The sequence below is a fragment of the Pseudomonas pichavaramensis genome (assembly GCF_050473265.1).
Classification (GTDB): Bacteria; Pseudomonadota; Gammaproteobacteria; order Pseudomonadales; family Pseudomonadaceae; genus Aquipseudomonas.
Genome location: NZ_JBJKFJ010000011.1, coordinates 135,048 through 158,518 on the forward strand (window position 1 = coordinate 135,048; position 23,471 = coordinate 158,518).

The following is a 23,471-nucleotide window of genomic DNA, read 5'->3' on the forward strand; positions in this document are numbered from 1 at the left end:
GCCCACTAGAGTGACTCTCTGGCCCCTCGCGTGCGGGCCTGGCCGTGATCGCCGGCACGACTGGCGAAATTACTCAGAAACCATCAATCCAAGGTGGGCAGACCATGATTACCCTGAATCTCAATGGCAAGGACCATGAGCTCGACGTGGCCGATGATATGCCACTGCTCTGGGCCCTGCGTGACGTCGCCAATCTCACTGGCACCAAGTACGGCTGCGGCATGGCACTGTGTGGCGCCTGCACGGTGAATGTCGAGGGGCAGCCGACGCGTTCCTGCGTCACCCCGGTATCGGCAGTGGTTGGCAAACGTATCAGCACCATCGAAGCGGTCGGTGAAGACACGGTCGGCAAGGTCGTGCAGGACGCCTGGCGTGAGCTGGATGTCGTGCAGTGCGGCTACTGCCAGTCCGGGCAGATCATGGCCGCCACGGCGCTGCTCAGCAGCAACAAGGCACCGAGCGACGCCGACATCGACGCGGCCATGAGCGGCAACATCTGCCGCTGCGCCACCTATGTGCGGATTCGTGCGGCCATTCACCAAGCTGCCGAACAGCTCGCCTGAGGAGGTGCATCACCATGGGCAAGATCGAAACCCCCGATAGCGCCGCTCGCGGCATTCTCAACGTCAGTCGCCGCTCGCTGCTCAAGGGCGCCGGAGGCCTGGCGCTGGGCATCTTCTTCGCGCCGATGATGCGCGGCATGGATGCGCTGGCCGCAGGCGGCCCGCTGGAGCCGAACGCCTTCGTGCGTATCGACCTGGACGGCAGCGTGACCGTGCTGGCCAAGCATCTGGAAATGGGTCAGGGCAGTTACACCGGCCTGGCAACTTTGCTGGCCGAAGAGCTGGACGCCGACTGGGACAAGGTGCGCGTCGAAGGCGCGCCGGCTGATGTGAAGCGCTACAACAACCTCGCCTTCGGCCCGATGCAGGGCACCGGCGGCAGCACCGCCATGGCCAACTCCTGGGAGCAGATGCGCAACGCCGGGGCCACGGCCAAGGCCATGCTGGTGGCGGCTGCCGCGCAGCGTTGGGGCGTACCGGCGAGTGAAATCAGCGTCGACAAGGGCGTGGTCAGTCATGCCGGTTCTGGTCGTAGCGCCGGCTTCGGCGAGCTGGTCGAAGCGGCTGCAGCGCTGCCAGTGCCCGAGCAGGTGCAGCTCAAGCAACCCAAGGACTTCAAGCTGATCGGCAAGGTCGAGCTGCGCCGTAAGGACAGCCCGGGCAAGACTGACGGCAGCGCTATCTTCACCCAGGACTTCAAGTTGCCGGGCATGCTGGTGGCGGTGGTGGCCTATCCGCCGCGTTTTGGTGGCGTGATGCGTTCGGTCGACAGCAGCAAGGCCAAGGCCGTGCGTGATGTCGTCGATGTGGTGGAATTCCGTGATCTGCCTCATGGCCGTGCCGGTGTCGCGGTGCTGGCGAAGAACACCTGGGCTGCACGTCAGGGACGTGATGCGCTGGTGATCGACTGGGATGAAAGCCAGGCGTTCACCCTGGGCAGCGAGGAAATTCTCGCGCAATACCGCGAGAGCGCCGGCACGCCTGGCCTGCCGGCAGCCAGCAAGGGTGATGCCGATGCCGCATTGGCCGCGGCAGCGAAAACCGTCGAGGCGGAGTACGAGTTCCCGTACCTGGCGCATGCCGCCATGGAGCCGATGAACTGCCTGGTGAAGCTCTCCGCTGATCGTTGCGAGATCTGGAACGGCGAGCAGTTCCAGACCGTCGACCAGGCGATCATCAGCAATTACCTGGGCTTCCAGCCTGAGCAGGTTGCGCTGACTCAGCTGTATGCCGGTGGCAGCTTTGGCCGCCGCGCCAGTTCGCTGTCGGACTATCTGCTGGAGGCCGTGGCGATCGCCAAGGCTGCGCGTGACAAGGGTGTGGATGCGCCGGTGAAGATGGTCTGGACGCGGGAGGACGATACCCGTGGCGGGTTCTTCCGGCCGATGTACGTGCACCGTGCGCGTATTGGTCTGGATGAGGCCGGCAAACTGCAGGCCTGGCACAATCGTATCGTCGGTCAGTCGATTATGGCGGGGACTTCGATGGAGTCGTTCATGGTCAAGGAAGGCGTCGACCATACCTCGGTCGAAGGCGTTTCCAACCTGTCCTATGCGGTACCCAACCTGAAGGTCGAGCTGAGCACGCCGAAAAACATCCAGGTGCCGGTGCTGTGGTGGCGTTCGGTTGGCCATACCCACACCGGCTATGTCGCCGAGACCATGATCGACGAGGCGGCGGTGGCGGCCGGGCAGGACCCCTACGCGTTCCGCCATGCGCTGCTGGAGAGTCATCCGCGTCACCGTGGCGCGCTGGAACTGGCCGCCAAGCAGGCGGGCTGGGACAAGCCGCTGGCTGCCGGTGCCGATGGTGAGAAGCGTGGCCGTGGCATCGCCGTGCACGAGTCGTTCGGCTCGTTCGTCGCCCAGGTCGCCGAAGTCACGGTGAAGGCCGATGGCAGCTATCGTCTGGATCGCGTGGTATGCGCCGTGGACTGCGGCATCGCCATCAACCCGGACGTGATCAAGGCGCAGATGGAAGGCGGTATCGGCTTCGCCCTGGCCGCTGCCCGGCACAGTGCAATCACCTTGAAGGAAGGGCGGGTCGAGCAATCGAACTTCCATGACTTCCAGGTGCTGCGCATGAACGAGATGCCCAAGGTAGAAGTGCATATCGTGCCCTCTGCGGAGAATCCGACAGGGGTCGGTGAGCCAGGCGTGCCGCCGCTGGCACCGGCGCTGGCCAATGCTCTGTTCGCGGCGACTGGTGTGCGTTTGCGCAAGCTGCCGTTCCCGGCGCAGATCACGGCCTGAGGTCGCTCGCTGTAAACACCACGCCCGGGCCATTGCCCGGGCGTTTTTGTTTGGGACGGGTCGCGGCTAAAGCCCCTCCCACAGGATCATGCGAGGCCGGATGCAGTTCGCGGGATCGTTCTGTGTAGAAGGCGCTTTCGGCTCTGGCATTCTGCATTCCATGCAGTCGTAGCGGCGGGCTTTTCGAGTATGGATCGCGGCTAAAGCCGCTCCTACGGTAAGAGCCGGGTCGGGCGGTAGATCGGAGGCGGCTCGCGGGATCGCGCTGCGTGGGAGGCGCTTTAGCGGCGAGCTTTACGATCGCTCGCGGCTGAAGCCGCTGCTACAAGGGCGTGGTGCAGCCCGGATGCAATCCGGGGCTCGGTCAATCAAGAGGCTGTGCGCGGTGCTTTCGCCGCAAGATCGCTGCAATCCAGCGGTGTTTGCGTGTGGATGGACGCCTGGCGATGCCTGAGCATGCCGCCGTTACGCTCGTTCAGTGCGGCGGTCATCTCGGCAAGAATGGAGGTGGCCACACTTTCCGGCGTATCGCCGCCGATATCCAGACCGATGGGATAGTGCAGGCGGTCCAGAGCCGGTAGCTGTGGAGTTTGCTGGCGAATCTCATCCAGCAGGCGCTCGGTGCGATCGCGCGGCCCCAGCTGGCCGATGTACACGGGCGTGCCCTGCAGCACGCCGCCGAGCCAGTGGCGGTCCTGGCTGTAACTGTGGCTCATGATCGCTACCAGGGCGCCATCGGTCAGGTGGGCAATGTCGTATGGCGGTCTGGCATCGACCTGCAGCACGGCATCGGCATCGGGAAAGCGTTCGGCGCGGGCGAAGTGAGTGCGCCCGTCGACGATGGTGACATGCCAGTCCAGCAGCTTCGCCATGTGGCTCAGGGGTTGTGCGTCATGGCCGGCGCCGAAGATGACCAGGCGGCGTTGCGGTGCCAGGTATTCGCAGAACACCTCGATTTCGCCGCGGGCGTCACGGTAGGTGTGCAGCGACGAGCGGCCTTGCAGCAGAGTCTTGTTCAGGTCAGCGCGAATTTCTGCATCGAGTGCGGGGTCGGCGAGCGGGGCGCTGCCGTTCAGTGACGGATGCAGTGCGAGGCGATCACCCACGCATACGCGGGCATTGCGATAGCTGGCGATGACCGTAGCGACTGCGCCGGGCTGGCCGCTTTCACGTACCTGGCGCAGCAGTTCGAATACGCCCAGCGGCTTCTCGGCACTATGGCGTTCGAGCAGCACGTGCACGGTACCGTTGCAGCCGAGGCCGAAGGTCAGTGCGGCATCCTGATCGTCATCGTCGTCCTGGGTAGCGGTGCTGTAGCGGCGGATCACCGCTTCGCCGCCGTCGGTCAGCCACCAGGCTTTTTTTGCCACCTCCGACTCCAGGCAGCCGCCGCTGATGGTGCCCACGGTGCCACCGTAGAGCGGAATCAGCATGCGTGCGCCGGGGCGGCGATAGGCCGAGCCCTCTACCTTGACCACGGTGGCGAGCACGGCCTGGCCTTTATCGCGTTCGATGGCGTGGATGGCGCTCAGCAGGGCGCTGGTTCCCGACAGCATTGGGTTCTCCCGGCAGGTTGGGGCGCGCGACATGCAGCGATTCCCAGACTGCCCATGTTGCGTATCACAGTTAAGAAGGGTTAGGCCGATCCTGCGAGATTCTTGCCTGATCCTGCGTTGCCGCCCTCGAAGCGCTCGGCCAGTTTGACGATATGCGCGCGTTCGGTGCGGATGAAGTCGACGAAGGCCTGCGCTACAGGTGACAGGCGACGACCCCGGATGTTCACCACGCACCAACTGCGCTGTAGCGGCAGTTCGACCACCGGCAGCTCACGCAGCAGGCCCAGCTGCAGTTCCAGGCGTACGGTATGGCGCGGCAGCAAGGCGACGCCAAGACCAGCCAGTACGGCTTCGCGTTGCGACTCCAATGAGCCGATCTCCAGGGTGTTGGGGAAGTGCGCGCGTTTCTGGTGACAGTACTCCTCGCAAGCACGGCGTGTGCCCGAGCCGCTCTCGCGGGTCAGCAGGGGGTAGGGCGCGAGGTCCTGCAGTTGCAGGCTGTCGGCTTCGCATAATGGATGGTCCGGTGGTACCACGGCGATTATCGGGTTGTTGAGGAAGGGCATGAAGTCCAGTGCCATGTCCTGTGGCACCTGGCTCATGATCATCAGGTCGTCGCGGCTCAGGGTCAGGCGACGCACCACCAGGGCGTGGTTGACCACGGTCAGGTTGAGGCTTACTTCCGGGTAATGGCGGCGAAATTCGGCGAACAGGTGAGGAATGAAATATTTTGCGCTGGACTCGACGCACAGGTTGAGCTGCCCCTGCAGCGAGCCCTGCAGATCCGACAGCTGCATGTCCAGGCTTTCCAGGCGACCGAATATGTCGCTGCTGGCGCGGCGCAGAGCCTCGGCTGCTTCGGTCAGGTAGAGCTTCTTGCCGAGGTATTCGAACAGCGGCTGACCGACCAGCTCTTCGAGCTGGCGAATCTGCAGGCTCACGGCGGGCTGGGTCAGCGCCATTTCGTCGGCAGCGCGGCTATAGGAGCCGTGCTCGCACACGGCGCGGAACACCTGGAGCTGACGCAAGGTCATGCGCAGCAGGGTCTTACGCACGGTTCACACCTCTTGGGTTGCGTTCATAAGTAATAGCTTATGCCTGATCAAATAATTATTCATTTTGGTTAATTCGTATAGCCGGATAGGGTTTGTCCAACTTTGCAACGAACTGTTGCAGCGGCCCTTGCAGCTCCAGGCTGAGGATTGGATCGTGATAAGAAAAATACTCATCGCCAACCGTGGCGAGATCGCCGTCCGCATCGTGCGGGCCTGTGCCGAAATGGGCATTCGCTCGGTGGCTATCTATTCCGACGCGGACCGCCATGCGCTGCACGTCAAGCGTGCCGACGAAGCGCACAGCATTGGCGACGACCCGCTGGCCGGTTATCTGAACCCGCGCAAGCTGGTCAATCTGGCGGTGGAGACCGGTTGCGATGCACTACATCCCGGTTACGGTTTCCTCTCCGAGAACGCTGAGCTGGCCGAGATCTGCGCCGAGCGTGGCATCAAGTTCATCGGCCCGAGCGCCGAAGTCATTCGCCGCATGGGCGACAAGACCGAAGCCCGTCGCAGCATGATCGCCGCCGGTGTGCCTTGCACCCCTGGTACCGAAGGCAACGTCGCTGACCTGGCCGAGGCCCTGCGTGAGGCTGAGCGGATCGGTTATCCGGTAATGCTCAAGGCCACTTCCGGTGGTGGCGGTCGCGGCATTCGTCGCTGCAACAGTCGCGAAGACCTCGAGCAGGCCTATCCGCGGGTGATTTCCGAGGCGACCAAGGCTTTCGGCAGTGCCGAAGTCTTCCTGGAAAAATGCATCGTCAATCCGAAGCACATCGAGGCGCAGATTCTCGCCGATAGCTTTGGCAACACCGTGCATCTGTACGAGCGTGACTGCTCGATCCAGCGCCGCAACCAGAAGCTCATCGAGATCGCCCCCAGCCCGCAGCTCACCCCCGAGCAGCGTGCCTACATCGGCGACCTGGCCGTGCGCGCCGCGCAGGCCGTGGGCTACGAGAACGCCGGTACCGTGGAGTTCCTGCTCGCCGAGGGCGAGGTGTACTTCATGGAGATGAACACCCGGGTGCAGGTGGAGCACACCATCACCGAGGAAATCACCGGCATCGACATCGTTCGCGAGCAAATCCGCATCGCCTCGGGCCTGGCCCTGTCGGTCAAGCAGGAAGACATCATCCACCGTGGTTATGCCCTGCAGTTCCGCATCAACGCCGAGGACCCGAAGAACAACTTTCTGCCCTCGTTCGGCAAGATCACCCGTTACTACGCACCTGGCGGTCCCGGCGTGCGTACCGATACGGCGATCTACACCGGCTATACGATTCCGCCGTATTACGACTCGATGTGCCTGAAGCTGATCGTCTGGGCGCTGACCTGGGAAGAAGCGATGGATCGTGGTCTGCGTGCGCTGGATGACATGCGCGTGCAGGGTGTGCGCACCACCGCGCCCTATTACCAGGAAATCCTGCGTAACCCGGAATTCCGTAGCGGCCAGTTCAACACCAGCTTCGTCGAAAGCCATCCAGAACTGACCCAGTACTCGATCAAGCGCAATCCGTCGCACCTGGCCATCGCCATCGCCACCGCCATCGCTGCCCACGCGGGCCTGTAGGGGACATCATGAGCAAGAAGATCACCGTTACCGATACCGTCCTGCGCGATGCCCACCAGTCGCTGCTGGCCACGCGCATGCGCACCGAAGACATGCTGCCGATCTGCGACAAGCTCGACCGCGTCGGCTACTGGTCGCTGGAAGTCTGGGGCGGCGCGACGTTCGACTCGTGCGTGCGCTTCCTCAAGGAAGACCCGTGGGAGCGCCTGCGTCAGCTCAAGGCCGCGCTGCCCAACACCCGTCTGCAGATGTTGCTGCGCGGGCAGAACCTGCTCGGCTACCGCCACTACAGCGATGACGTGGTCAAGGCCTTCGTCGCCAAGGCTGCGGTCAACGGCATCGACGTGTTCCGCATCTTCGATGCAATGAACGACGTGCGTAACCTGCGTGTAGCCATCGAGGCCGTGAAGGCCGCTGGCAAGCATGCCCAGGGCACCATCGCCTACACCACCAGCCCGGTGCACACCACCGACGCCTTCGTCGCCCAGGCCAAGGCCATGCAGGCGATGGGCATCGACTCCATCGCGATCAAGGACATGGCCGGTCTGCTGACCCCCTACGCCACCTTCGAGCTGGTCAAGGCGCTGAAGAGCGAAGTCGATCTGCCGGTGTTCATCCACAGCCATGACACCGCCGGTCTTGGCGCGATGTGCCAGCTCAAGGCCATCGAAGCCGGCGCCGACCACATCGACACCGCCATCTCCAGCCTGGCCTGGGGCACCAGCCACCCGGGTACCGAGTCGATGGTCGCCGCGCTCAAGGGCAGCGAGTTCGACACCGGCCTGGACCTGGAGCTGATTCAGGAAATCGGCATGTACTTCCACGCCGTGCGCAAGAAGTACCACCAGTTCGAGAGCGAGTTCACCGGCGTGGATACCCGCGTGCAGGTCAACCAGGTGCCGGGCGGGATGATTTCCAACCTGGCCAACCAGCTTAAGGAACAGGGTGCGCTGAACCGCATGAACGAAGTGCTGGAAGAGATTCCGCGTGTGCGTGCCGACCTCGGCTTCCCGCCCCTGGTGACCCCGACTTCGCAGATCGTCGGCACCCAGGCGTTCTTCAACGTGCTGGCCGGCGAGCGCTACAAGACCATCACCAACGAGGTGAAGCTGTATCTGCAAGGCCGTTATGGCAAGGCGCCGGGCAAGGTCGACGAGCAGCTGCGCAAGCAGGCCATCGGCAGCGAAGAAGTGATCGATGTGCGTCCGGCCGACCTGCTCAAGCCCGAGCTGGCGCGTCTGCGTGAAGAGATCGGCAGCCTGGCATCGTGCGAAGAGGACGTACTGACCTTCGCCATGTTCCCCGATATCGGGCGCAAGTTCCTTGAGGAGCGCGCAGCCGGCACCCTCAAGGCCGAAGAGCTGCTGCCCATGCCCAGTGGCCAGGGTGCAGCGCCGGTCGGTGGCGAAGGCGTGCCGACCGAGTTCGTGGTCGACGTGCATGGCGAAAGCTACCGCGTGGACATCACCGGCGTGGGCGTCAAGGGCGACGGCAAGCGTCACTTCTACCTGTCCATCGACGGCATGCCGGAAGAGGTTGTGTTCGAGCCGCTCAACGAATTCGTCGCCGGCAGTGGCGGCAAGCGCAAACAGGCCGCTGCACCGGGCGACGTGTCCACCACCATGCCGGGCAACATCGTCGATGTACTGGTCAAGGAAGGTGACACGGTCAAGGCCGGTCAGGCGGTACTGATCACCGAAGCAATGAAGATGGAAACCGAAGTGCAGGCGCCGATTGCCGGCAAGGTCAAGGCCGTTCACGTGGCCAAGGGCGACCGCGTCAATCCGGGCGAAGTACTGGTGGAAATCGAAGGTTAACCTCTATGGAGCCCGGCCTGTTGGATGGGCAAGTTTGACGGGGCGTAACCCGGGCTCCTTTTTTATTCGTTGGCGCCTCGCATGAGGCGCCCAGGGTTTGAGACCCGGGAGCCGCAAGGCTCCTTTTTTTACTGCAGTTCTCTGGTCATGCCCCAGGTGCGCAAGCACAGCGCGGGCGATCAGCACCGCTTGCGCGGGGCATGGCCTTTTCCCTTCAACTGGCCGGAGCGGTTCGCTCCGGCCGGTTTTTTCAGGCCTGTGGAAAACGGGCGCGCGGCGTGGCCATCGGCACCTTGTCACCGTCGAGCGGCAGGAAGCTGCCCAGCTCGGCGTCGTAGGCCTTGATCTGGCTGGTTTCGATGTCATACACCCAGCCGTGAATGAATAGCTGGCCGCGCGCCAGCTTGGCCGCCACCGAGGGGTGGGTGCACAGGTGGTTGAGCTGCGCCACCACGTTCTCTTCGGTGAGCACTTCCAGGGCTTCCTGGTTGTTGCTGCAGTTGCAGTTCTCCGCCACCACGCTGCGGGCGACCTCGGCATGGCGCAGCCAGGCTTTTACCGTGGGCATGCTTTCCAGCGATGCCGGGTTGAGTACTGCCTTCATCGCGCCGCAGTCGGAGTGGCCGCAGACGATGATGTGCTGCACACCCAGAGCCATCACCGCGTATTCGATGGCGGTGGAAACGCCGCCCATCATCTGCCCGTAGGCCGGCACCACGTTACCGACGTTGCGGTTGACGAACAGGTCGCCGGGCGAGCTTTGGGTGATCAGTTCCGGCACCACGCGCGAGTCGGCGCAGGTGATGAACATGGCGCGTGGGTTCTGGGCGGTGGCGAGCTTCTTGAACAGCTCTTCCTGCTGCGGGAACACCTCGTTGCGAAAGCGCTTGAAGCCACTGACGATGCTTTGCAGCGCCTGGTCGGCCGTCTCGTTGCCCTCGTGGGCCTGAAGCGGAATCACCTGATGTTTGTAAGGCATGCCCTGAACCTCTTTGTTATCTGAAAATACGCTGCTAGAACGACAGCCGCTGCGCTGTGCGAGTCACACGTCAAGTTTCGCTTGCGGCAGGCGACGCGACAACCGGTAGGTCTTGGCAATCGATGGCCAGTGTCGGCAATGGGCACGCAGCGGTTCGCATTCGCCGGGGCTTGCGTCTAGCGGGCGGTGAGGTGATGACGGTCCAGCTCGTGCAGATAGGGCAGGTCGGGGCCGACCCGCGAGCAGGTCAGCGCGGCGGCCTCGATGGCCAGGCGCAGCATGTCGTTGATCGCTTCGCGGCTGAGCATTCCCAGTGCCTTGGGTGTGTCCAGATCGTGGCGTGCCAGGTAGCTGAGCAGGGCCGCCTGGAAGGTGTCTCCGGCGCCGACGGTATCGCGCGTGTGCACCTCGACCGCCGGTGCCGACCAGTGGCCGTGACGGCTGTGCACGCTGGCGCCCTTGCTACCGTGGGTGAGGAACACCAGCTGGCAGCGCTCGTTGAGCCAGCCGGCGGCAACCTGCTGCGGGTCGCGCTCGGGGTAGAGCAGTTGCAGATCCTCTTCGCTGACCTTGATCAGGTGTGCATGGCTGGCAAAGGTTTCCACCCGCTCGCGCCAGCGTGCGATATCCGGCGCCGGGCCGAGGCGCACGTTGGGGTCGAGGCTGATCAGGCGTTGTTCGCGTTCGCGCTCTACCAGCGCCAGCAGCGTACTGGCCACCGGCTCCACCACCAGCGAGAAGGAGCCAAGGTGCAGGCCACGCACCCGCGCATCCAGCTCTGGCAGATGCTCCAGGCGCAACTGGCGGTCGGCGCAGCCCTCGCCACGGAAGGAGTATTGCGGCGAGCCGTCGGCGTCCAGGCCGACCATCGCCAGGGTGGTCGGTGCATCGCTGGCGACCAGGTAGGCATCGCTGACGCCCTCGTCGCTCAGCACCTGGCGCAGGCGCTGGCCGAGGCTGTCCGAGGACATGCCGGTGAACAGCGCGGCCTCGGTGCCCATACGGCGCAAACCGAGCGCCACATTGAACGGCGAGCCGCCGGCGATGGCCTTGAAGGCCAGCTCGTTACTGCGCGCGCCGTCGTTCTGGATGAACACATCGAACAGCGCTTCGCCACAGACCAGGTACATAGGTATCTCCGTATCGATTCAAGGGCACATCTAAACACCACCTGCCGCATTCAAGTCCCGCTGCACCGAGCTGTAGGAGCGGCGCCCCGCCGCGAACCTGGGCGACGCGCACTGGAAAAGCTTCGCCCCGGAGCGGGGCTCCTACGAAAAGCCGTTTTGCAAAGCGGCGTTCATCGTCAGCGCGGCTTTCACTGCGGATTACCGTCGGCAAGCCGGCTGACCTGCTCACGATAGCGTTGATAGACCGCCTCGTACTGCGCCGTGCGCGCGGCATCCGGCTGGGTATGGGTGCTGGTGTCGAGCTGCACGCAGCGCTCGCACAGTGCGGCCAGCTGCGCCTGGCGATCGTCGCCAGGTGTCAGGCACCAGGCCGCCTGGATCGCTGCGCCCAGGGCGGCGGCCTCGGTGTGCTGCGGACAGACCAGCGGCGTGCCCATGATGTCGGCGATCACCTGGCGCCACATCGGGCTCTTCGCCGCGCCGCCGATCAGGCGGATGGTTTCGCTCTGCAGGCCGCTGGCCCGGAGCAGGTCGAGACCATAGCGCAGGCCGAAGCTGGTGCCCTCGACCACGGCCCGGCAGAGGTTGGCGCGGGTCAGGTTGCCGCTGTCCATGCCCAGCAGACTGGCGCGTGCGGTTGGCAGCGCCGGCACCCGTTCGCCATTGAAGAACGGCAGCAGCAACAATCCTTCGGCGCCAATCGGCGCCTGCTCGACCAGCGTGGCGAAGCTGTGCATATCCAGCTCCAGCAACTGTTGGATCAGCCCGCTGGAGCTGGTCAGATTCATGGTGCAGATCAGCGGCAGCCAGCCGCCGCTCGACGAGCAGAAGGTCGCCACCTGCGCATGCGGGCTGATGGTCGGTTGCTCGCTGTAGGCGTAAAGCGTGCCGGAGGTGCCCAGGCTCATGGTGATCGCGCCGGGGCGGATATTGCCGGTACCGATGGCGCCCATCATGTTGTCGCCGCCGCCGCTGGCGACCAGGGCCTGCGGGTTTAGCCCCAGTTGCCGGGCGAGCTGCGGGCGGATGCGCCCCACGGGTTGATCCGCCTCGATCAATTCCGGCAGCGCGCGCTGCAGGCGCCCGCTGGGGTCAATGAAGTCCAGCAATGCATGGTCCCAACTGCGTGTGCGCACATCGAAATAGCCCGTGCCGGAGGCATCGCCATACTCGCTGCAAGCGCGCCCGGTGAGCCAGTAGTTGAGGTAGTCGTGCGGCAGCAGGATGTGCGCGATGCGGGCGAATACATCAGGGTGCTGCTCTTTGGTCCAGAGCAGCTTGGATACCGTGTAGCCGGGCGCGATGGCCACGCCCAGGCGCTGCAGCGAGCCGGCCTCGCCACCGAGATGGTCGAGCAGGCGCTGGTTCTCGGGAGTCGATTCGGTGTCGCACCAGAGCTTGGCCGGGCGCAGCACTTGGCCCTGTTCGTCGAGCAACACCAGGCCATGCTGTTGGCCGGAAACGCCGATGCCGAGAATCTGCTCGCCACTGATACCGGCGGCCTGCAGCGCCTGGCGGGTGGCCTGCTCGAAAGCGTCCAGCCACTGCTGCGGTTGCTGCTCGCGGCGGCCATTGGCGGCGCTTTGCAGGCTATGGCTGGCGCTGCCGGCGCCGAGCACCTGGCCGCTGCCTGTGTCCAGCACCAGGGCCTTGGTGCCCTGGGTGCCGCAATCGATGCCGAGGTACATGGCTCAGTCACCCAGCAGGGTCTGCAGGGTACGGGTCACGCCGAGCTTGCGCAGGCTGTCGTAACAGAGCTCGAAGGCGGCGACGAAGGCTGCCGATTGTGGAATGGCAGTGCCGAATATCGCCTCGACGCCCAGTACCCGCTCGCGCACCTTGTCGTCATCGGCCACCAGCGCCTGGCAGAACTCGGCGCGTGGATCGGGAATGCGGTAGCGCGCGCCGTTTTCGTCGACGCCCTTGAGGTACAACGCCCAGGCCGCAACCACCAGTGCCGCGCGCTCCAGCGGCCGGCCATCCTCGATCAGGCGGTTGAGGGTGGGCACGATGAACTTGGGAAACTTCGACGAACCATCCGAGCAGACGCGCTCCAGCTGGTCGGCGATGGCCTGGTTGGAGAAGCGTTCGATCAGCGTGTCCTTGTAGGTGCTCAGGTCGATGCCCGGCACCGGGGCCAGTTGCGGGGTGACGTCGAGGTCCATGAAGGTGCGCACGTACTGACGCAGCTGCGGGTCGTTCATGGTCTCGTGGACGAAGCGATAGCCCTTGAGAAAGCCCAGGTAGGTCAGCGCCAGGTGGCTGCCGTTGAGCAGCTTGATTTTCATTTCCTCGTAGGGCGTGACGTCGTCGGTGAACTGCACGCCGACTTCTTCCCAGGCCGGGCGGCCGCTGACGAACTTGTCTTCCAGCACCCACTGCACGAATGGCTCGCAGACCACCGGCCAAGCGTCGTCGACGCCATGCTGCTCGGCCAGTTGCTGGCGGTGGGCGGCGCTGGTCATCGGTGTGATGCGGTCGACCATGGCGTTGGGGAACGACACGTGGCTGTCGATCCAGGCCGCCAACTCATGGTCGGCCAGGTGGGCGTAGGCCAGCAGCGCCTTGCGTGTGACCGCGCCGTTGTGCGGCAGGTTATCGCAGGACATCAGGGTGAAGGCCGGAATGCCGGCCGCGCGGCGCTTGCTCAGGGCGGCGCAGAGCAGGCCGAAGACACTGCGCGGCGCCTCGGGGTGGCGCAGATCATGCTGGATGGCCGGCAGCTCGGCGAGAAATTCACCGCTGCTGTCGTCGATGCAGTAGCCGCCTTCGGTGATGGTCAGCGAGACGATGCGAATCGCCGGGTCGGCCAGCTTGTCGATCAGCGCCTGCGGCGAGTCCTCGACCAGCAGCATGTCGGTGATGGCGCCGATCACCCGCACCGGCAGTTTAGGCTCGTCGCCCAGTTCGACCAGGGTATAGAGATAGTCCTGGCCCGCCAGGGCGTCACGCATGGCGCGGTCTTCAGCGCGTACGCCAACCCCGCAGATGCCCCAGTCCAGCGCCAGGCCCTGGTTCATCAGGGCGTCGGTGTAGACCGCCTGGTGGGCACGGTGAAAGCCGCCGACGCCGATATGGACGATGCCACTGCGGAGCATGTCCGGGGTGTAGCTGGGCAGCGCGACGGCGCCGCCAAGCTGGGAGAGCTGCTGGCGATTGAGTTTCATCTGGTAAATCCCGTGTTGGAGCCTGGGTCAGGCGGCCTGCTGCATGGGTTTGGCGACGGCGTGGCCATCGGCGTCGAAGAGGTGACAGTGCGCCGGGTCGAAATCCAGGGTCAGGGCGTCGCCATAGTGCGGCGCGAAGTCGCCGCGCACGCGCACCGTGAGCATCTCGCCCGAGCTGCAGCGCACGTGGCAGAAGGTGTCGCTGCCCAGGCGTTCGCTGACATCGGCCTTCACCTGCAGGCGTCCTGTCGCGTCCGTGCCGTTGACCACGTTGAGGTGCTCGGGGCGCACGCCGAGGGTCACGCTGCTGCCGACGGCAAGACCGCCTGCCGACAGCGGCATGTTCAGGCGTGTGCCGCATTCGAGCTGCACCTCGCAGCTGTCGGCACCGGCCTGTTGCAGCGTGCCGCGCAGAAAGCCCATCTTCGGTGTGCCGAGGAAGCCGGCGACGAACAGGTTGGCCGGGTGGTGATACAGCTCCAGCGGCGAACCGACCTGCTCGACACGGCCGCCATTGAGCACCACCACCTTGTCGGCCAGGGTCATGGCTTCGACCTGATCGTGGGTGACATAGATCATGGTCGCCTGCAGGTCCTGGTGCAGGCGCGCCAGCTCCAGACGGGTCTGTACGCGCAGGGCGGCGTCGAGGTTGGACAGCGGCTCGTCGAACAGGAAGATCTTCGGGTTGCGCACGATGGCGCGGCCGATGGCCACGCGCTGACGCTGGCCGCCGGAGAGCTGCTTGGGCTTGCGCTCGAGCAGCGCCTCCAGTTGCAGGATGCGCGCGGCATTGGCCACCTTCTCCTCGACTTCCTGCTTGCCCACGCGGGCCAGGTCGAGGGCGAAGGAGAGGTTCTTGCGCACGGTCATGTGCGGATACAGGGCGTAGGTCTGGAACACCATGGCCAGGTCGCGGCGCGCCGGGGCGACATCGGTGATGTCCTTGCCGTCGAGTTCGATGTGGCCGCTGGACACTTCCTCGAGCCCAGCGATCAGGCGCAGCAGGGTGGACTTGCCACAGCCGGAGGGGCCGACGAACACCACGAACTCGCGGTCGCGGATGTCCAGGTCGATGCCCTTGATGATCGCCGTGCCATCGAAGCCTTTTTTCAGGTTGCGGATCTTCAGATCAGCCATGACATAAACCTCTTATTTGACGGCGCCGAAGGACAGGCCGCGTACCAGTTGTTTTTGGCTGATCCAGCCGAAGATCAGGATGGGCGCGCAGGCCAGGGTCGAGACGGCGGACAGCTTGGCCCAGAACAGGCCCTCGGGGCTGGAGTAGGAGGCCACCAGGGCGGTCAACGGGGCGGCGGCGGAGCTGGTCAGGTTGAGCGACCAGAACGCCTCGTTCCAACACAGGATCAGCGACAGCAGCATGGTCGAGGCGAGGCCGCCGCGGGCGATCGGCAGCAGCACGCGGACGATCTCCTGCCAGGTGGTGGCGCCGTCCAGGCGCGCGGCTTCGAGGATGTCCACGGGGATGTCCTTGAAGTAGGTGTACACCATCCATACCAGGATCGGCAGGTTGATCAGGGTGTAGATGATGATCAGCGCCAGGCGCGAGTCGAGCAGGCCGAACTGCTTGGCCAGCAGGTAGATCGGCACCAGCACGCCAACCGGCGGCAGCATCTTGGTCGACAGCATCCACAGCAGCGTGGCCTTGGTGCGCTTGGTCTCGAAGAAGGCCATGGAGTAAGCCGCTGGCACTGCCAGGAGCATGCACAGCAGGGTGGCGGAGACGGAGATCAGCACCGAGTTCCAGGCGAAGGCGAAGTAGTCGCTGCGTTCGTTGATGTGCAGGTAGTTCTCCAGCGTCGGCATGAAGAGGAACTGCGGCGGCGTGGCGAAGGCGTCGATCTCGGTCTTCAGGCTGGTCATCACCATCCACAGGATGGGGAAGAAGATCACCGCGGCGATCAGCCAGGACAGGGTGCCGATCAGTACGCTGTGCAGGCGGCGCGATTGCTTGAGAGTCAGCATGTCCGGGGCCTCACTGCTTGTCGGTCAGGTTCTTGCCGATCATGCGGATCAGCACGATGGCGGCGATATTGGCGATGACCACCGCGATCAGCCCGCCGGCCGAGGCCATGCCTACGTCGAACTGCAGCAGCGCCTGGTTGTAGATCAGGTAGGCGAGGTTGGTCGACTCGTAGCCGGGGCCGCCGCTGGTGGTGGTGTAGATCTCGGCGAACACCGAGAGCAGGAAGATGGTTTCGATCATCACCACCACGGCAATCGGCCGCGCCAGATGCGGCAGGGTCAGGTGCCAGAAGATGGCGATGGGCCCGGCGCCGTCGAGGCGCGCGGCTTCCTTCTGCTCCTGGTCCAGCGACTGCATGGCGGTCATCAGGATGAGGATGGCGAACGGCAGCCACTGCCAGGAGACGATCATGATGATCGACAGCAGCGGATAGTGCGCCAGCCAGTCCACCGGCTGGGCGCCGAAGAACTGCCAGATGGCGGCGAGAATCCCCGATACCGGATGAAAAATCAGGTTTTTCCACAGCAGCGCGCTGACCGTGGGCATGATGAAGAACGGCGAGATCAGCAGCACCCGCACGATGCCGCGGCCGAAGAACTCGCTGGCCTCCAGCAGGGCGGAGATCAGCACGCCAAGCACCACGCTGATCAACAGCACGCTGCCGACCAGCAGCACGGTATTGCCGGCGCCGGAGAGGAAGGCGGCGTCGGTGACGAAGTATTCGAAGTTTTCCAGACCGACGAAATCGTTTTCGCCGGGGTACAGCAGGTTGTAGCGGATCAGCGAGAAATAGAGGGTCATGCCCAGCGGCACGAGCATCCAGATCAGCAGCAGAAGCACCGACGGGCTGACCAGGAACCAGCCGGGCGCCAGACGCCGGGGCTTGCGCCCGCCATGCGTGCTGATCTGTGCAGCAGGGGTGTCGACTGTGTTCATTGTGTCTCCGAAAGACGGTTCTGCGGCGGACTACGTTGGCTGATCGTTCCCACGTCGAGGCGTCGGCGTAGAAGTGCACCCTGGGGCGCTCCGCGCCCCGTGGCACCGAGCCAGTGGACGCGGAGCGTCCTCACATACGCTCCCACGCAAAGCGTGGGAGCGATCCCGGAGGCGTTACTTCGGGTAGCCGGCGCGCTTCATTTCCCGCGCCGTGCTCTGCTGCGCCGCCTGCAGCGCCTGTTCCGGTTGCATCTGGCCGGTCAGCGCGGCGGCGAACAGTTTGCCGACACTGGTGCCGATGGCCTGGAACTCGGGAATGGTCACCAACTGGATGCCCACGTAAGGCACCGGCTTGGCGCTGGGGTTGGCCGGGTCGGCCTTCTTCAGCGAGTCGAGGGTGACCTTGGCGAACGGCGCCGCCTGCATGTAGGCATCGCTGTAGGTCGAGGCGCGAGTGCCCGGCGGCACGTTGGCCACGCCGTCGGTGTCGGCTACCAGCTTGGCGTAAGCCTGCGAGGTGGCCCAGGCGCTGAAGGTCTTGGCGGCGTCCTTGGACTTGGAGCTGGTAGGAATGGCCAGCGCCCAGGAATACAGCCAGGAGGCGCCCTTGTCAGTGACCTGAGTCGGCGCGAAGGTGAAGCCGACCGAATTGGCGACCTTGCTCTGCGATTCATCGGTGACGAACGAGCCGGCCACGCTGGCGTCGACCCATTGCGCGCACTTGCCGCTGTTGAACAGTGCCAGGTTCTCGTTGAAACCGTTGCTGGAGGCGCCCGGCGGGCCGTACTTCTTCATGTTGTCGACATAGAAGTTCAGCGCGTTCTTCCACTCGCTGCCGGTAAATTCCGGCTGCCATTGCTCATCGAACCAGCGCGCACCGAAGGCGTTGGCCAGGGTGGTGATCAGCGCCATGTTCTCGCCCCAGCCGGCCTTGCCGCGCAGGCACAGGCCATAGACGCCTTTGTCCGGCTGATGCAGCTTGCCGGCGAATTCGGCGATCTGCTCCCAGGTCGGCTGCTCGGGCATTTCCAGGCCTGCCTGCTCGAACAGGTCCTTGCGGTAGTAGGTGATCGAGGCTTCGGCGTAGAACGGCAGGGCATACAGCGTGCCCTTGGCCGACAAGCCTTCGCGTACCGAGGGGAATACGTCATCGAGGTTGTAGTCGGCCGGCAACTCGGTCATTGGCTCCAGCCAGCCCTTTTCGCCCCACAATGCGGCTTCGTACATGCCGATGGTGAGCACGTCGAACTGGCCGCCCTGGGTGGCGATGTCGGTGGTCAGGCGCTGGCGCAGCACATTCTCTTCGAGCACCACCCACTTGAGCTGGATGTCCGGGTTCTGTTCTTCGAAGGTTTTCGCCAGCCGCTGCATGCGGATCATGTCGCTGTTATTGACCGTGGCGATGGTCAGGGTTTCAGCGCCCTGGGCGACCAGGGAGAGGGAAAGGCAAGAGACGGCCGCAATGGCCTTGATCGAGTTGTTCATGTCTGTGAACTCCTCTTCCACGCCATTACAGCGATGGAAGAACGTTATTGTTTTTGTTTCGCTCGGGCCGGATTACACCTTCGCAAGCGGGCTCGGACAAATCCTTGAGCGCACAGCGATCGATACTTTTTTGCACTGAAAGTGTGAAGGCAAATGGCCGTGTCTGCGCAGAGAGCGCTCTGGAAAAGGCTTTCTGGCATGGGTGGGGCAGGCAGCTTGTGGCCGATTCAGTACAGGTTTTGCTCGGTCAGGCGCTGCACTGCCAGCTTGCGATAGCCCGATGGCGTCATGCCCTTGAGCTGCTGGAAGCGGCGGTTGAAGTTGGAGATGTTGCTGAAGCCGGATTCGAAGCACACCTCGGTGACCGGCTTGTCGCTGTGGCTCAGCAGTTCGCAGGACTTGCTCACCCGCAGGCGATTGACGAACTCGACGAAGCCACGCCCGGTGGCCTGCTTGAAGAAACGCGAGAAATAGGTCGTGGTCATGCCCAGGTAGTCGGCGACCTCGTCCTGGCTGATGCCCTGCGCGTAGTGCTGGAAGATGTAGTCCACCGCGCGGTTGATGCGCTCGACATGCTGCTCGTCGCCCAGCGCCGAGGCGGTCACGGCGGAGAGCAACTGGTAATCCTCGCTGCCGGCCAGCAGCTCCATGAGGATAAAGAAGTGCCCCAGGCGGGTGATGCCCTGGCTGTCCGCGATCTTGCGCAGCAACACAGCGGCCTCGCGTATCACCTGCGGGTCACGGAATTCGATGCCGAACTGCGCGCGCGCGAGCAGCGGCTGCAGGGTCTTGAGCTCGGCGAATACCGCGGTGCCGCTTTCCAGCACCTCGTCGGTGAAGTTGACCAGCATGTCGCGGGTTTCCACCACCTCGCCGTCGGCCACCTGGCTGATCCAGTTGTGCGGCAGGCCCGGGCCGGTGAGAAACAGGGTGTTGGCGGAGAAGTTGCCGATGTAGTCGCCGATGAACACCTTACCCGAGCTGGCGACGATCAGGTGCAGCTCGTATTCCTTGTGGAAATGCCAGCGCACCAGCGGTGAAGGAAAGCCGTGCTGACGGTAGATCAGCGAATGGCCTTCATGGTCGTCCATCAGTTCGTAGGACGGGTCGGCTACGCGGGATGTACGGGTCATGGGCTGCGCCAGTCGATGCTTCGGGTCGCACCCGTTTTAACATATCGCCCCGTGTTGCCAAGTCAGAGCAGGCTCAATTGCGCACCGGGCGGGCAAAACTGCGAACAGTCCAGCACCACGCGTTCGCGCTGGTCCAGGCCGAACCTGCGCCGCGCCAGGCGAAAGCGCTGGGCCAGCAGCTCGGCGAACTGCCCTTCGCCGCGCATGCGGCTGCCGAAGCGGCTGTCATAGGTTTTGCCGCCGCGGCTCTGGCGGATCAGGCTCATCACATGCGCGGCGCGCTCGGGGAAGTGCACCTGCAACCATTCCTCGAACAGATCGGCGATCTCCAGCGGCAGGCGCAGCAGCACATAGCCGGCCGAGCGCGCGCCGGCATCGGCTGCGGCCTCGAGCAGCGCTTCCAGCTCCATGTCGTTGATCATCGGAATCATCGGCGCGCACATCACGCTCACCGGCACCCCGGCTTCATGCAGCGTGCGCATGGCGCGCAGGCGTGCGGCCGGCGCGGCGGTACGCGGTTCCATGATGCGCTTGAGCTCGTCGTCCAGGGTGGTCAGGCTGAAGGCCACGCTGACCAGATTGTGGCTGGCCAGCTCGCTGAGCAGGTCGAGGTCACGCAGGATCAGCGAGCCCTTGGTGATGATGCTCAGCGGATGCTTGTAGCGCAGCAGAATTTCCAGCGCCTGGCGCGTCAGACGCTGCTCGCGCTCGATGGGCTGGTAGGCGTCGGTGTTGATGCCCAGGGCGATGGGTTGCGGCTCGTAGCCAGGCTTCTGCAACTGTTCTTCCAGGCGCTCGGCCAGATTGGTCTTGGCGATCAGGCGGGTTTCGAAGTCGATGCCCGGCGACATGTCCCAGTAGGCATGGCTGGGCCGCGCGAAGCAGTAGATACAGCCGTGCTCGCAGCCACGATAGGGATTCACCGAACGGTCGAAGCCGACATCCGGCGAGTTGTTGCGGGTGATCGCCGTCTTTGCCAGCTCCTTGCGCACCTCGGTGGCGCGGCTGTGCGGCGTGGCGTCCTGATACCAGCCGTCGTCCTGCTGCTCCGAGCGGGTCGGCGCATAACGGTTGTGCGGATTGCTGGCGGTGCCACGACCACGTGGCGGCAGGTTGAGGGACATGCTCGGGCTCCAAAATGTACTGTATAAAAATACAGTTATCTGGCGCCCGAGCAAGTGCCTTCTATCGTCAGACCGCTGCGGCTTGCGGGCTGTCCTCACGCTTGGCGTAACGCTGCGCCAGCATCGCGCAGACCATCAGCTGGATCTGATGGAACAGCATCAGCGGCAGGATCAGCACGCCGATGGCACTGCCGGCGAACAGCACCTGGGCCATGGGCACGCCGGTGGCCAGGCTCTTCTTCGAACCGCAGAAGAGGATGGTGATGCGATCTTCCAGACTGAAGCCCAGCCATTTACCGAGCAGATGGGTGAGCAGCAGGGCCAGGGCCAGCAGTACGCAGCAGGCGAAGATCACCGCCAGCAGGGTGGTCAGCGGCACTTGCTGCCACAGACCGCCGATCACTGCGGCGCTGAAGGCGGTGTAGACCACCAGCAGGATCGAGCTCTGGTCGACGTACTTCAGCCAGTTCTTGTTCTGCGTGACCCAGCCGCCGATCCAGCGCTGGGCGATCTGGCCGAGCACGAATGGCAGCAGAAGCTGCAGGCTGATCTTGCCGATGGCGTCGAGGGTCGAGCCGTGTTCGCCCTGCACGCCCATCAGCATGGCCACCAGGATCGGCGTGACGAAGATACCCAGCAGGCTGGATGCCGCCGCGCTGCAAATCGCGGCCGGGATGTTGCCGCGTGCCAGCGAGGTGAAAGCGATGGCCGACTGTACGGTAGCCGGCAAGGCGCAGAGGTAGAGCATGCCCATGAACAGCTCGGTGCCCAGCAGTGGCTCCAGTGCGGGGCGCAGTGCCAGGCCGAGCAGCGGGAAGAGAATGAAGGTGCAGGAAAATACCAGCAGGTGCAGGCGCCAGTGCCCGGCACCGGCGACGATCGCCTGGCGCGACAGTTTGGCGCCGTGCATGAAGAACAGCAGGCCGATGGCCAGGTTGGTGATCCACTCGAAGATCGTGGCGACCTGCCCGCTGGCAGGCAGCAGGGTGGCCGTGAGCACCACGGCGAGCAGGGTCAGGGTGAAGTTGTCGGGCAGCAGGCGTGAGCGGGCCATGATCGATATCCGGTTATTGTCAGACTAGCCCGCGCACTCTAGCCTGAGTCGCATCGACCGACTAACGCCATCAGGCCAGATAATGTCGTCTAACGGACAAAACACGCTTCCCGAACGCGCGGTGCCGCGCCTGCCCAGCCTGCCGCGACCGCTCTATGCCCGTACCGAGTCGCTGGCGCGGGCGGTCAGCACGCCACGCCACAGCCATCCCTGGGTGCAGCTGTCCTATGCCTTGCAGGGCGTGCTGCATGTGCACAGCGCAGCAGGCAGCTTCGTCGCGCCGCCGCAGCGGGCGATCTGGATTCCGGCGGATCTGGAACATGAAGTGGTCAGCTCGCCCGGTACCGAGATGCGCAGCCTGTACATCGACTGCACCGTCAGCACCTGGGCTCCTGCGCGCTGCCGCGTGTTGGCCATCGACAACCTCAGTCGTGAGCTGATCAGACGTTTCTGCGAACTGCCGGTGGAGTACGACCAGCAAGGCGCCGATGGTCGCCTGGCCCAGGTGCTGCTGGATCAACTGCGCGCGGCGCAGGAGGTAGGATTGTCCTTGCCGCTGCCGCAGGATGCGCGACTTTTGCGCCTGTGCCGGGCCCTGCAGGGCCAGCCTGACGATAGCCGCAATCTGACTCAATGGAGTCAGGCGCTGGGCGCTTCGGAAAAGACTCTCAGCCGCCTGTTTCTACGTGAAACCGGCCTGACCTTCCGTGCCTGGCGTCAGCGCCTGCGCCTGCTGCACGCGCTGGAGCCGCTGCAGCGTGGCGTGCGGGTTACCGATGTGGCGCTGGCCTGTGGTTACGACTCGACCTCGGCCTTTATCGCTGCCTTTCGTCAGCAGTTCGGTGCGACGCCGGGGGAGTTTTTCCGCGAGTAGTGGCGCGTCATCGGCAGGTCAGCGGCGCTGTACCTGCAGGCCTCGATAACCATGTTCGCCGGGCTCGCCGCTGAGGCGTAACTGACCGGCGGCGGCCAGTTCGCGGGCGCGCCAGAAGACCAGGAAATCGGTGGCGAAGAAGCCATCGCTGCGCGCCATGACCTCGGCCATCAGCCGTGCCAGTGGCTGCGCTTGCGCACCGGCCTGCTCCAGCAGGATGCGGTCGAGCGCCTGATAGTCCTCGCTGCTGAACACGCCGGCTTGCCAACGTCGCAGCGGCTGCGGATCGGCCAACAGCGCCTGCCACTGCGCGGCCAGAGCCGCCTGGCGCTGGGCATCGAGCCGGCGCGGCGTGGCGACCTGCGCCAGCGCCTCGGGCCTGTGCATGGCCACCGCCATACGGCTCTGCACCCGGCTGTCGCCACTGCCGCAGGGCACTTCCCACAGCTCGACCGCACTGCCGTGCAGGGCATGCGCCACGCGCGCCAGCAGCAGTTGTTCGCTGCAGCTGTCGCCATGCCAGACCGTGACGGGGCGACTTTGCTGCGCCAACCCGGCGAGCCAGCGTGCATCCTCGGCCAGGCCCGTGGCGAAGTCCGGCACGGGCGTTACCGCCTGTGGCCAGACCGCGCTCCAGAACGCCGCGCGGGCGCTGCACGGCGGCGTTGCCACATCAGCCAGCGGGCCGACCGCGAGATCGTCGCGCAGTACGCGCAACCCCGTCGCCGCCTCTGCGCCAATGACCTGGCTGACGCCGGCGACGGCGTTGTCACCGCAGACCAGATGCCACAC

The 23,471-nt window shown here is 64.6% G+C and carries 19 protein-coding genes; 5 read left to right on the plus strand and 14 right to left on the minus strand.

Translation table 11 applies throughout. The features are described from left to right. The first annotated feature begins 104 nt into the window (after positions 1–104). Positions 105–563 (plus strand): (2Fe-2S)-binding protein, encoded by a 459-nt coding sequence (locus ACJRW5_RS18340; RefSeq protein WP_484571925.1) that lies wholly within the window; start codon positions 105–107, stop codon positions 561–563. 14 nt (positions 564–577) lie between these two features. After that, positions 578–2,815: a xanthine dehydrogenase family protein molybdopterin-binding subunit gene (locus ACJRW5_RS18345; protein ID WP_484571926.1), complete on the plus strand. Its 2,238-nt coding sequence runs from the start codon at positions 578–580 to the stop codon at positions 2,813–2,815. Positions 2,816–3,183: 368 nt separating this feature from the next. Here the strand turns inward: ACJRW5_RS18345 and ACJRW5_RS18350 are convergent, their stop codons facing one another. Further along, positions 3,184–4,371: an XdhC family protein gene (locus tag ACJRW5_RS18350; RefSeq protein ID WP_484571927.1), complete on the minus strand. Its 1,188-nt coding sequence runs from the start codon at positions 4,369–4,371 to the stop codon at positions 3,184–3,186. Positions 4,372–4,451: 80 nt separating this feature from the next. Further along, positions 4,452–5,426: a LysR family transcriptional regulator gene (locus tag ACJRW5_RS18355; protein WP_484571928.1), complete on the minus strand. Its 975-nt coding sequence runs from the start codon at positions 5,424–5,426 to the stop codon at positions 4,452–4,454. A 154-nt stretch (positions 5,427–5,580) separates the two neighbouring features. On the opposite strand from ACJRW5_RS18355, the gene ACJRW5_RS18360 reads away from it, so the two are divergent. Both ACJRW5_RS18360 and oadA read left to right on the plus strand, forming a co-directional pair. After that, positions 5,581–6,996, plus strand: a complete 1,416-nt coding sequence (locus tag ACJRW5_RS18360; RefSeq protein ID WP_484571929.1) for an acetyl-CoA carboxylase biotin carboxylase subunit — start codon at positions 5,581–5,583, stop codon at positions 6,994–6,996. Between the two features lie 8 nt (positions 6,997–7,004). After that, positions 7,005–8,813, plus strand: a complete 1,809-nt coding sequence (oadA, locus tag ACJRW5_RS18365) for a sodium-extruding oxaloacetate decarboxylase subunit alpha (RefSeq protein ID WP_484571930.1) — start codon at positions 7,005–7,007, stop codon at positions 8,811–8,813. 250 nt (positions 8,814–9,063) lie between these two features. On the opposite strand, the gene ACJRW5_RS18370 is transcribed toward oadA, so the two are convergent. The 11 genes from ACJRW5_RS18370 to ACJRW5_RS18420 all read right to left on the minus strand — a co-directional run bounded on the left by ACJRW5_RS18370 (position 9,064) and on the right by ACJRW5_RS18420 (position 21,805). After that, complete coding sequence (locus tag ACJRW5_RS18370; protein ID WP_484571931.1) at positions 9,064–9,792, minus strand: carbonic anhydrase; 729 nt, start codon at positions 9,790–9,792, stop codon at positions 9,064–9,066. A 176-nt stretch (positions 9,793–9,968) separates the two neighbouring features. Next, entirely contained in the window at positions 9,969–10,922 is a 954-nt protein-coding gene (locus tag ACJRW5_RS18375) for a carbohydrate kinase family protein (RefSeq protein ID WP_484571932.1), read from the minus strand. Between the two features lie 188 nt (positions 10,923–11,110). Further along, positions 11,111–12,610 (minus strand): xylulokinase, encoded by a 1,500-nt coding sequence (gene xylB / locus ACJRW5_RS18380; protein ID WP_484571933.1) that lies wholly within the window; start codon positions 12,608–12,610, stop codon positions 11,111–11,113. Between the two features lie 3 nt (positions 12,611–12,613). After that, positions 12,614–14,089, minus strand: a complete 1,476-nt coding sequence (locus tag ACJRW5_RS18385; protein WP_484571934.1) for a mannitol dehydrogenase family protein — start codon at positions 14,087–14,089, stop codon at positions 12,614–12,616. Positions 14,090–14,116: 27 nt separating this feature from the next. After that, positions 14,117–15,226, minus strand: a complete 1,110-nt coding sequence (locus tag ACJRW5_RS18390) for an ABC transporter ATP-binding protein (RefSeq protein ID WP_484571935.1) — start codon at positions 15,224–15,226, stop codon at positions 14,117–14,119. A 12-nt stretch (positions 15,227–15,238) separates the two neighbouring features. Then, the gene (locus tag ACJRW5_RS18395) at positions 15,239–16,072 is read right to left on the minus strand and encodes a carbohydrate ABC transporter permease (RefSeq protein WP_484571936.1); all 834 of its coding nucleotides are present in this window, start codon (positions 16,070–16,072) and stop codon (positions 15,239–15,241) included. A 10-nt stretch (positions 16,073–16,082) separates the two neighbouring features. Continuing rightward, positions 16,083–17,009, minus strand: a complete 927-nt coding sequence (locus ACJRW5_RS18400) for a carbohydrate ABC transporter permease (protein WP_484571937.1) — start codon at positions 17,007–17,009, stop codon at positions 16,083–16,085. Positions 17,010–17,183: 174 nt separating this feature from the next. Beyond that, entirely contained in the window at positions 17,184–18,494 is a 1,311-nt protein-coding gene (locus ACJRW5_RS18405) for an ABC transporter substrate-binding protein (protein WP_484571938.1), read from the minus strand. Positions 18,495–18,721: 227 nt separating this feature from the next. Then, a complete protein-coding gene (locus ACJRW5_RS18410) occupies positions 18,722–19,627 on the minus strand; it encodes an AraC family transcriptional regulator (protein ID WP_484571939.1) in 906 nt (301 codons plus the stop codon). A 62-nt stretch (positions 19,628–19,689) separates the two neighbouring features. Beyond that, entirely contained in the window at positions 19,690–20,751 is a 1,062-nt protein-coding gene (locus tag ACJRW5_RS18415; RefSeq protein ID WP_484571940.1) for a PA0069 family radical SAM protein, read from the minus strand. Between the two features lie 67 nt (positions 20,752–20,818). After that, positions 20,819–21,805 carry a bile acid:sodium symporter family protein gene (locus ACJRW5_RS18420; RefSeq protein WP_484571941.1) on the minus strand — a complete coding sequence of 329 codons (987 nt, stop codon included), beginning with the start codon at positions 21,803–21,805 and terminating at the stop codon, positions 20,819–20,821. A gap of 82 nt (positions 21,806–21,887) precedes the next feature. Here ACJRW5_RS18420 and ACJRW5_RS18425 point away from each other — a divergent pair, with 82 nt between their 5' ends. Continuing rightward, entirely contained in the window at positions 21,888–22,679 is a 792-nt protein-coding gene (locus ACJRW5_RS18425; RefSeq protein ID WP_484571942.1) for an AraC family transcriptional regulator, read from the plus strand. A gap of 18 nt (positions 22,680–22,697) precedes the next feature. On the opposite strand, the gene ACJRW5_RS18430 is transcribed toward ACJRW5_RS18425, so the two are convergent. After that, positions 22,698–23,471 carry a DUF1835 domain-containing protein gene (locus ACJRW5_RS18430; protein ID WP_484571943.1) on the minus strand — a complete coding sequence of 258 codons (774 nt, stop codon included), beginning with the start codon at positions 23,469–23,471 and terminating at the stop codon, positions 22,698–22,700.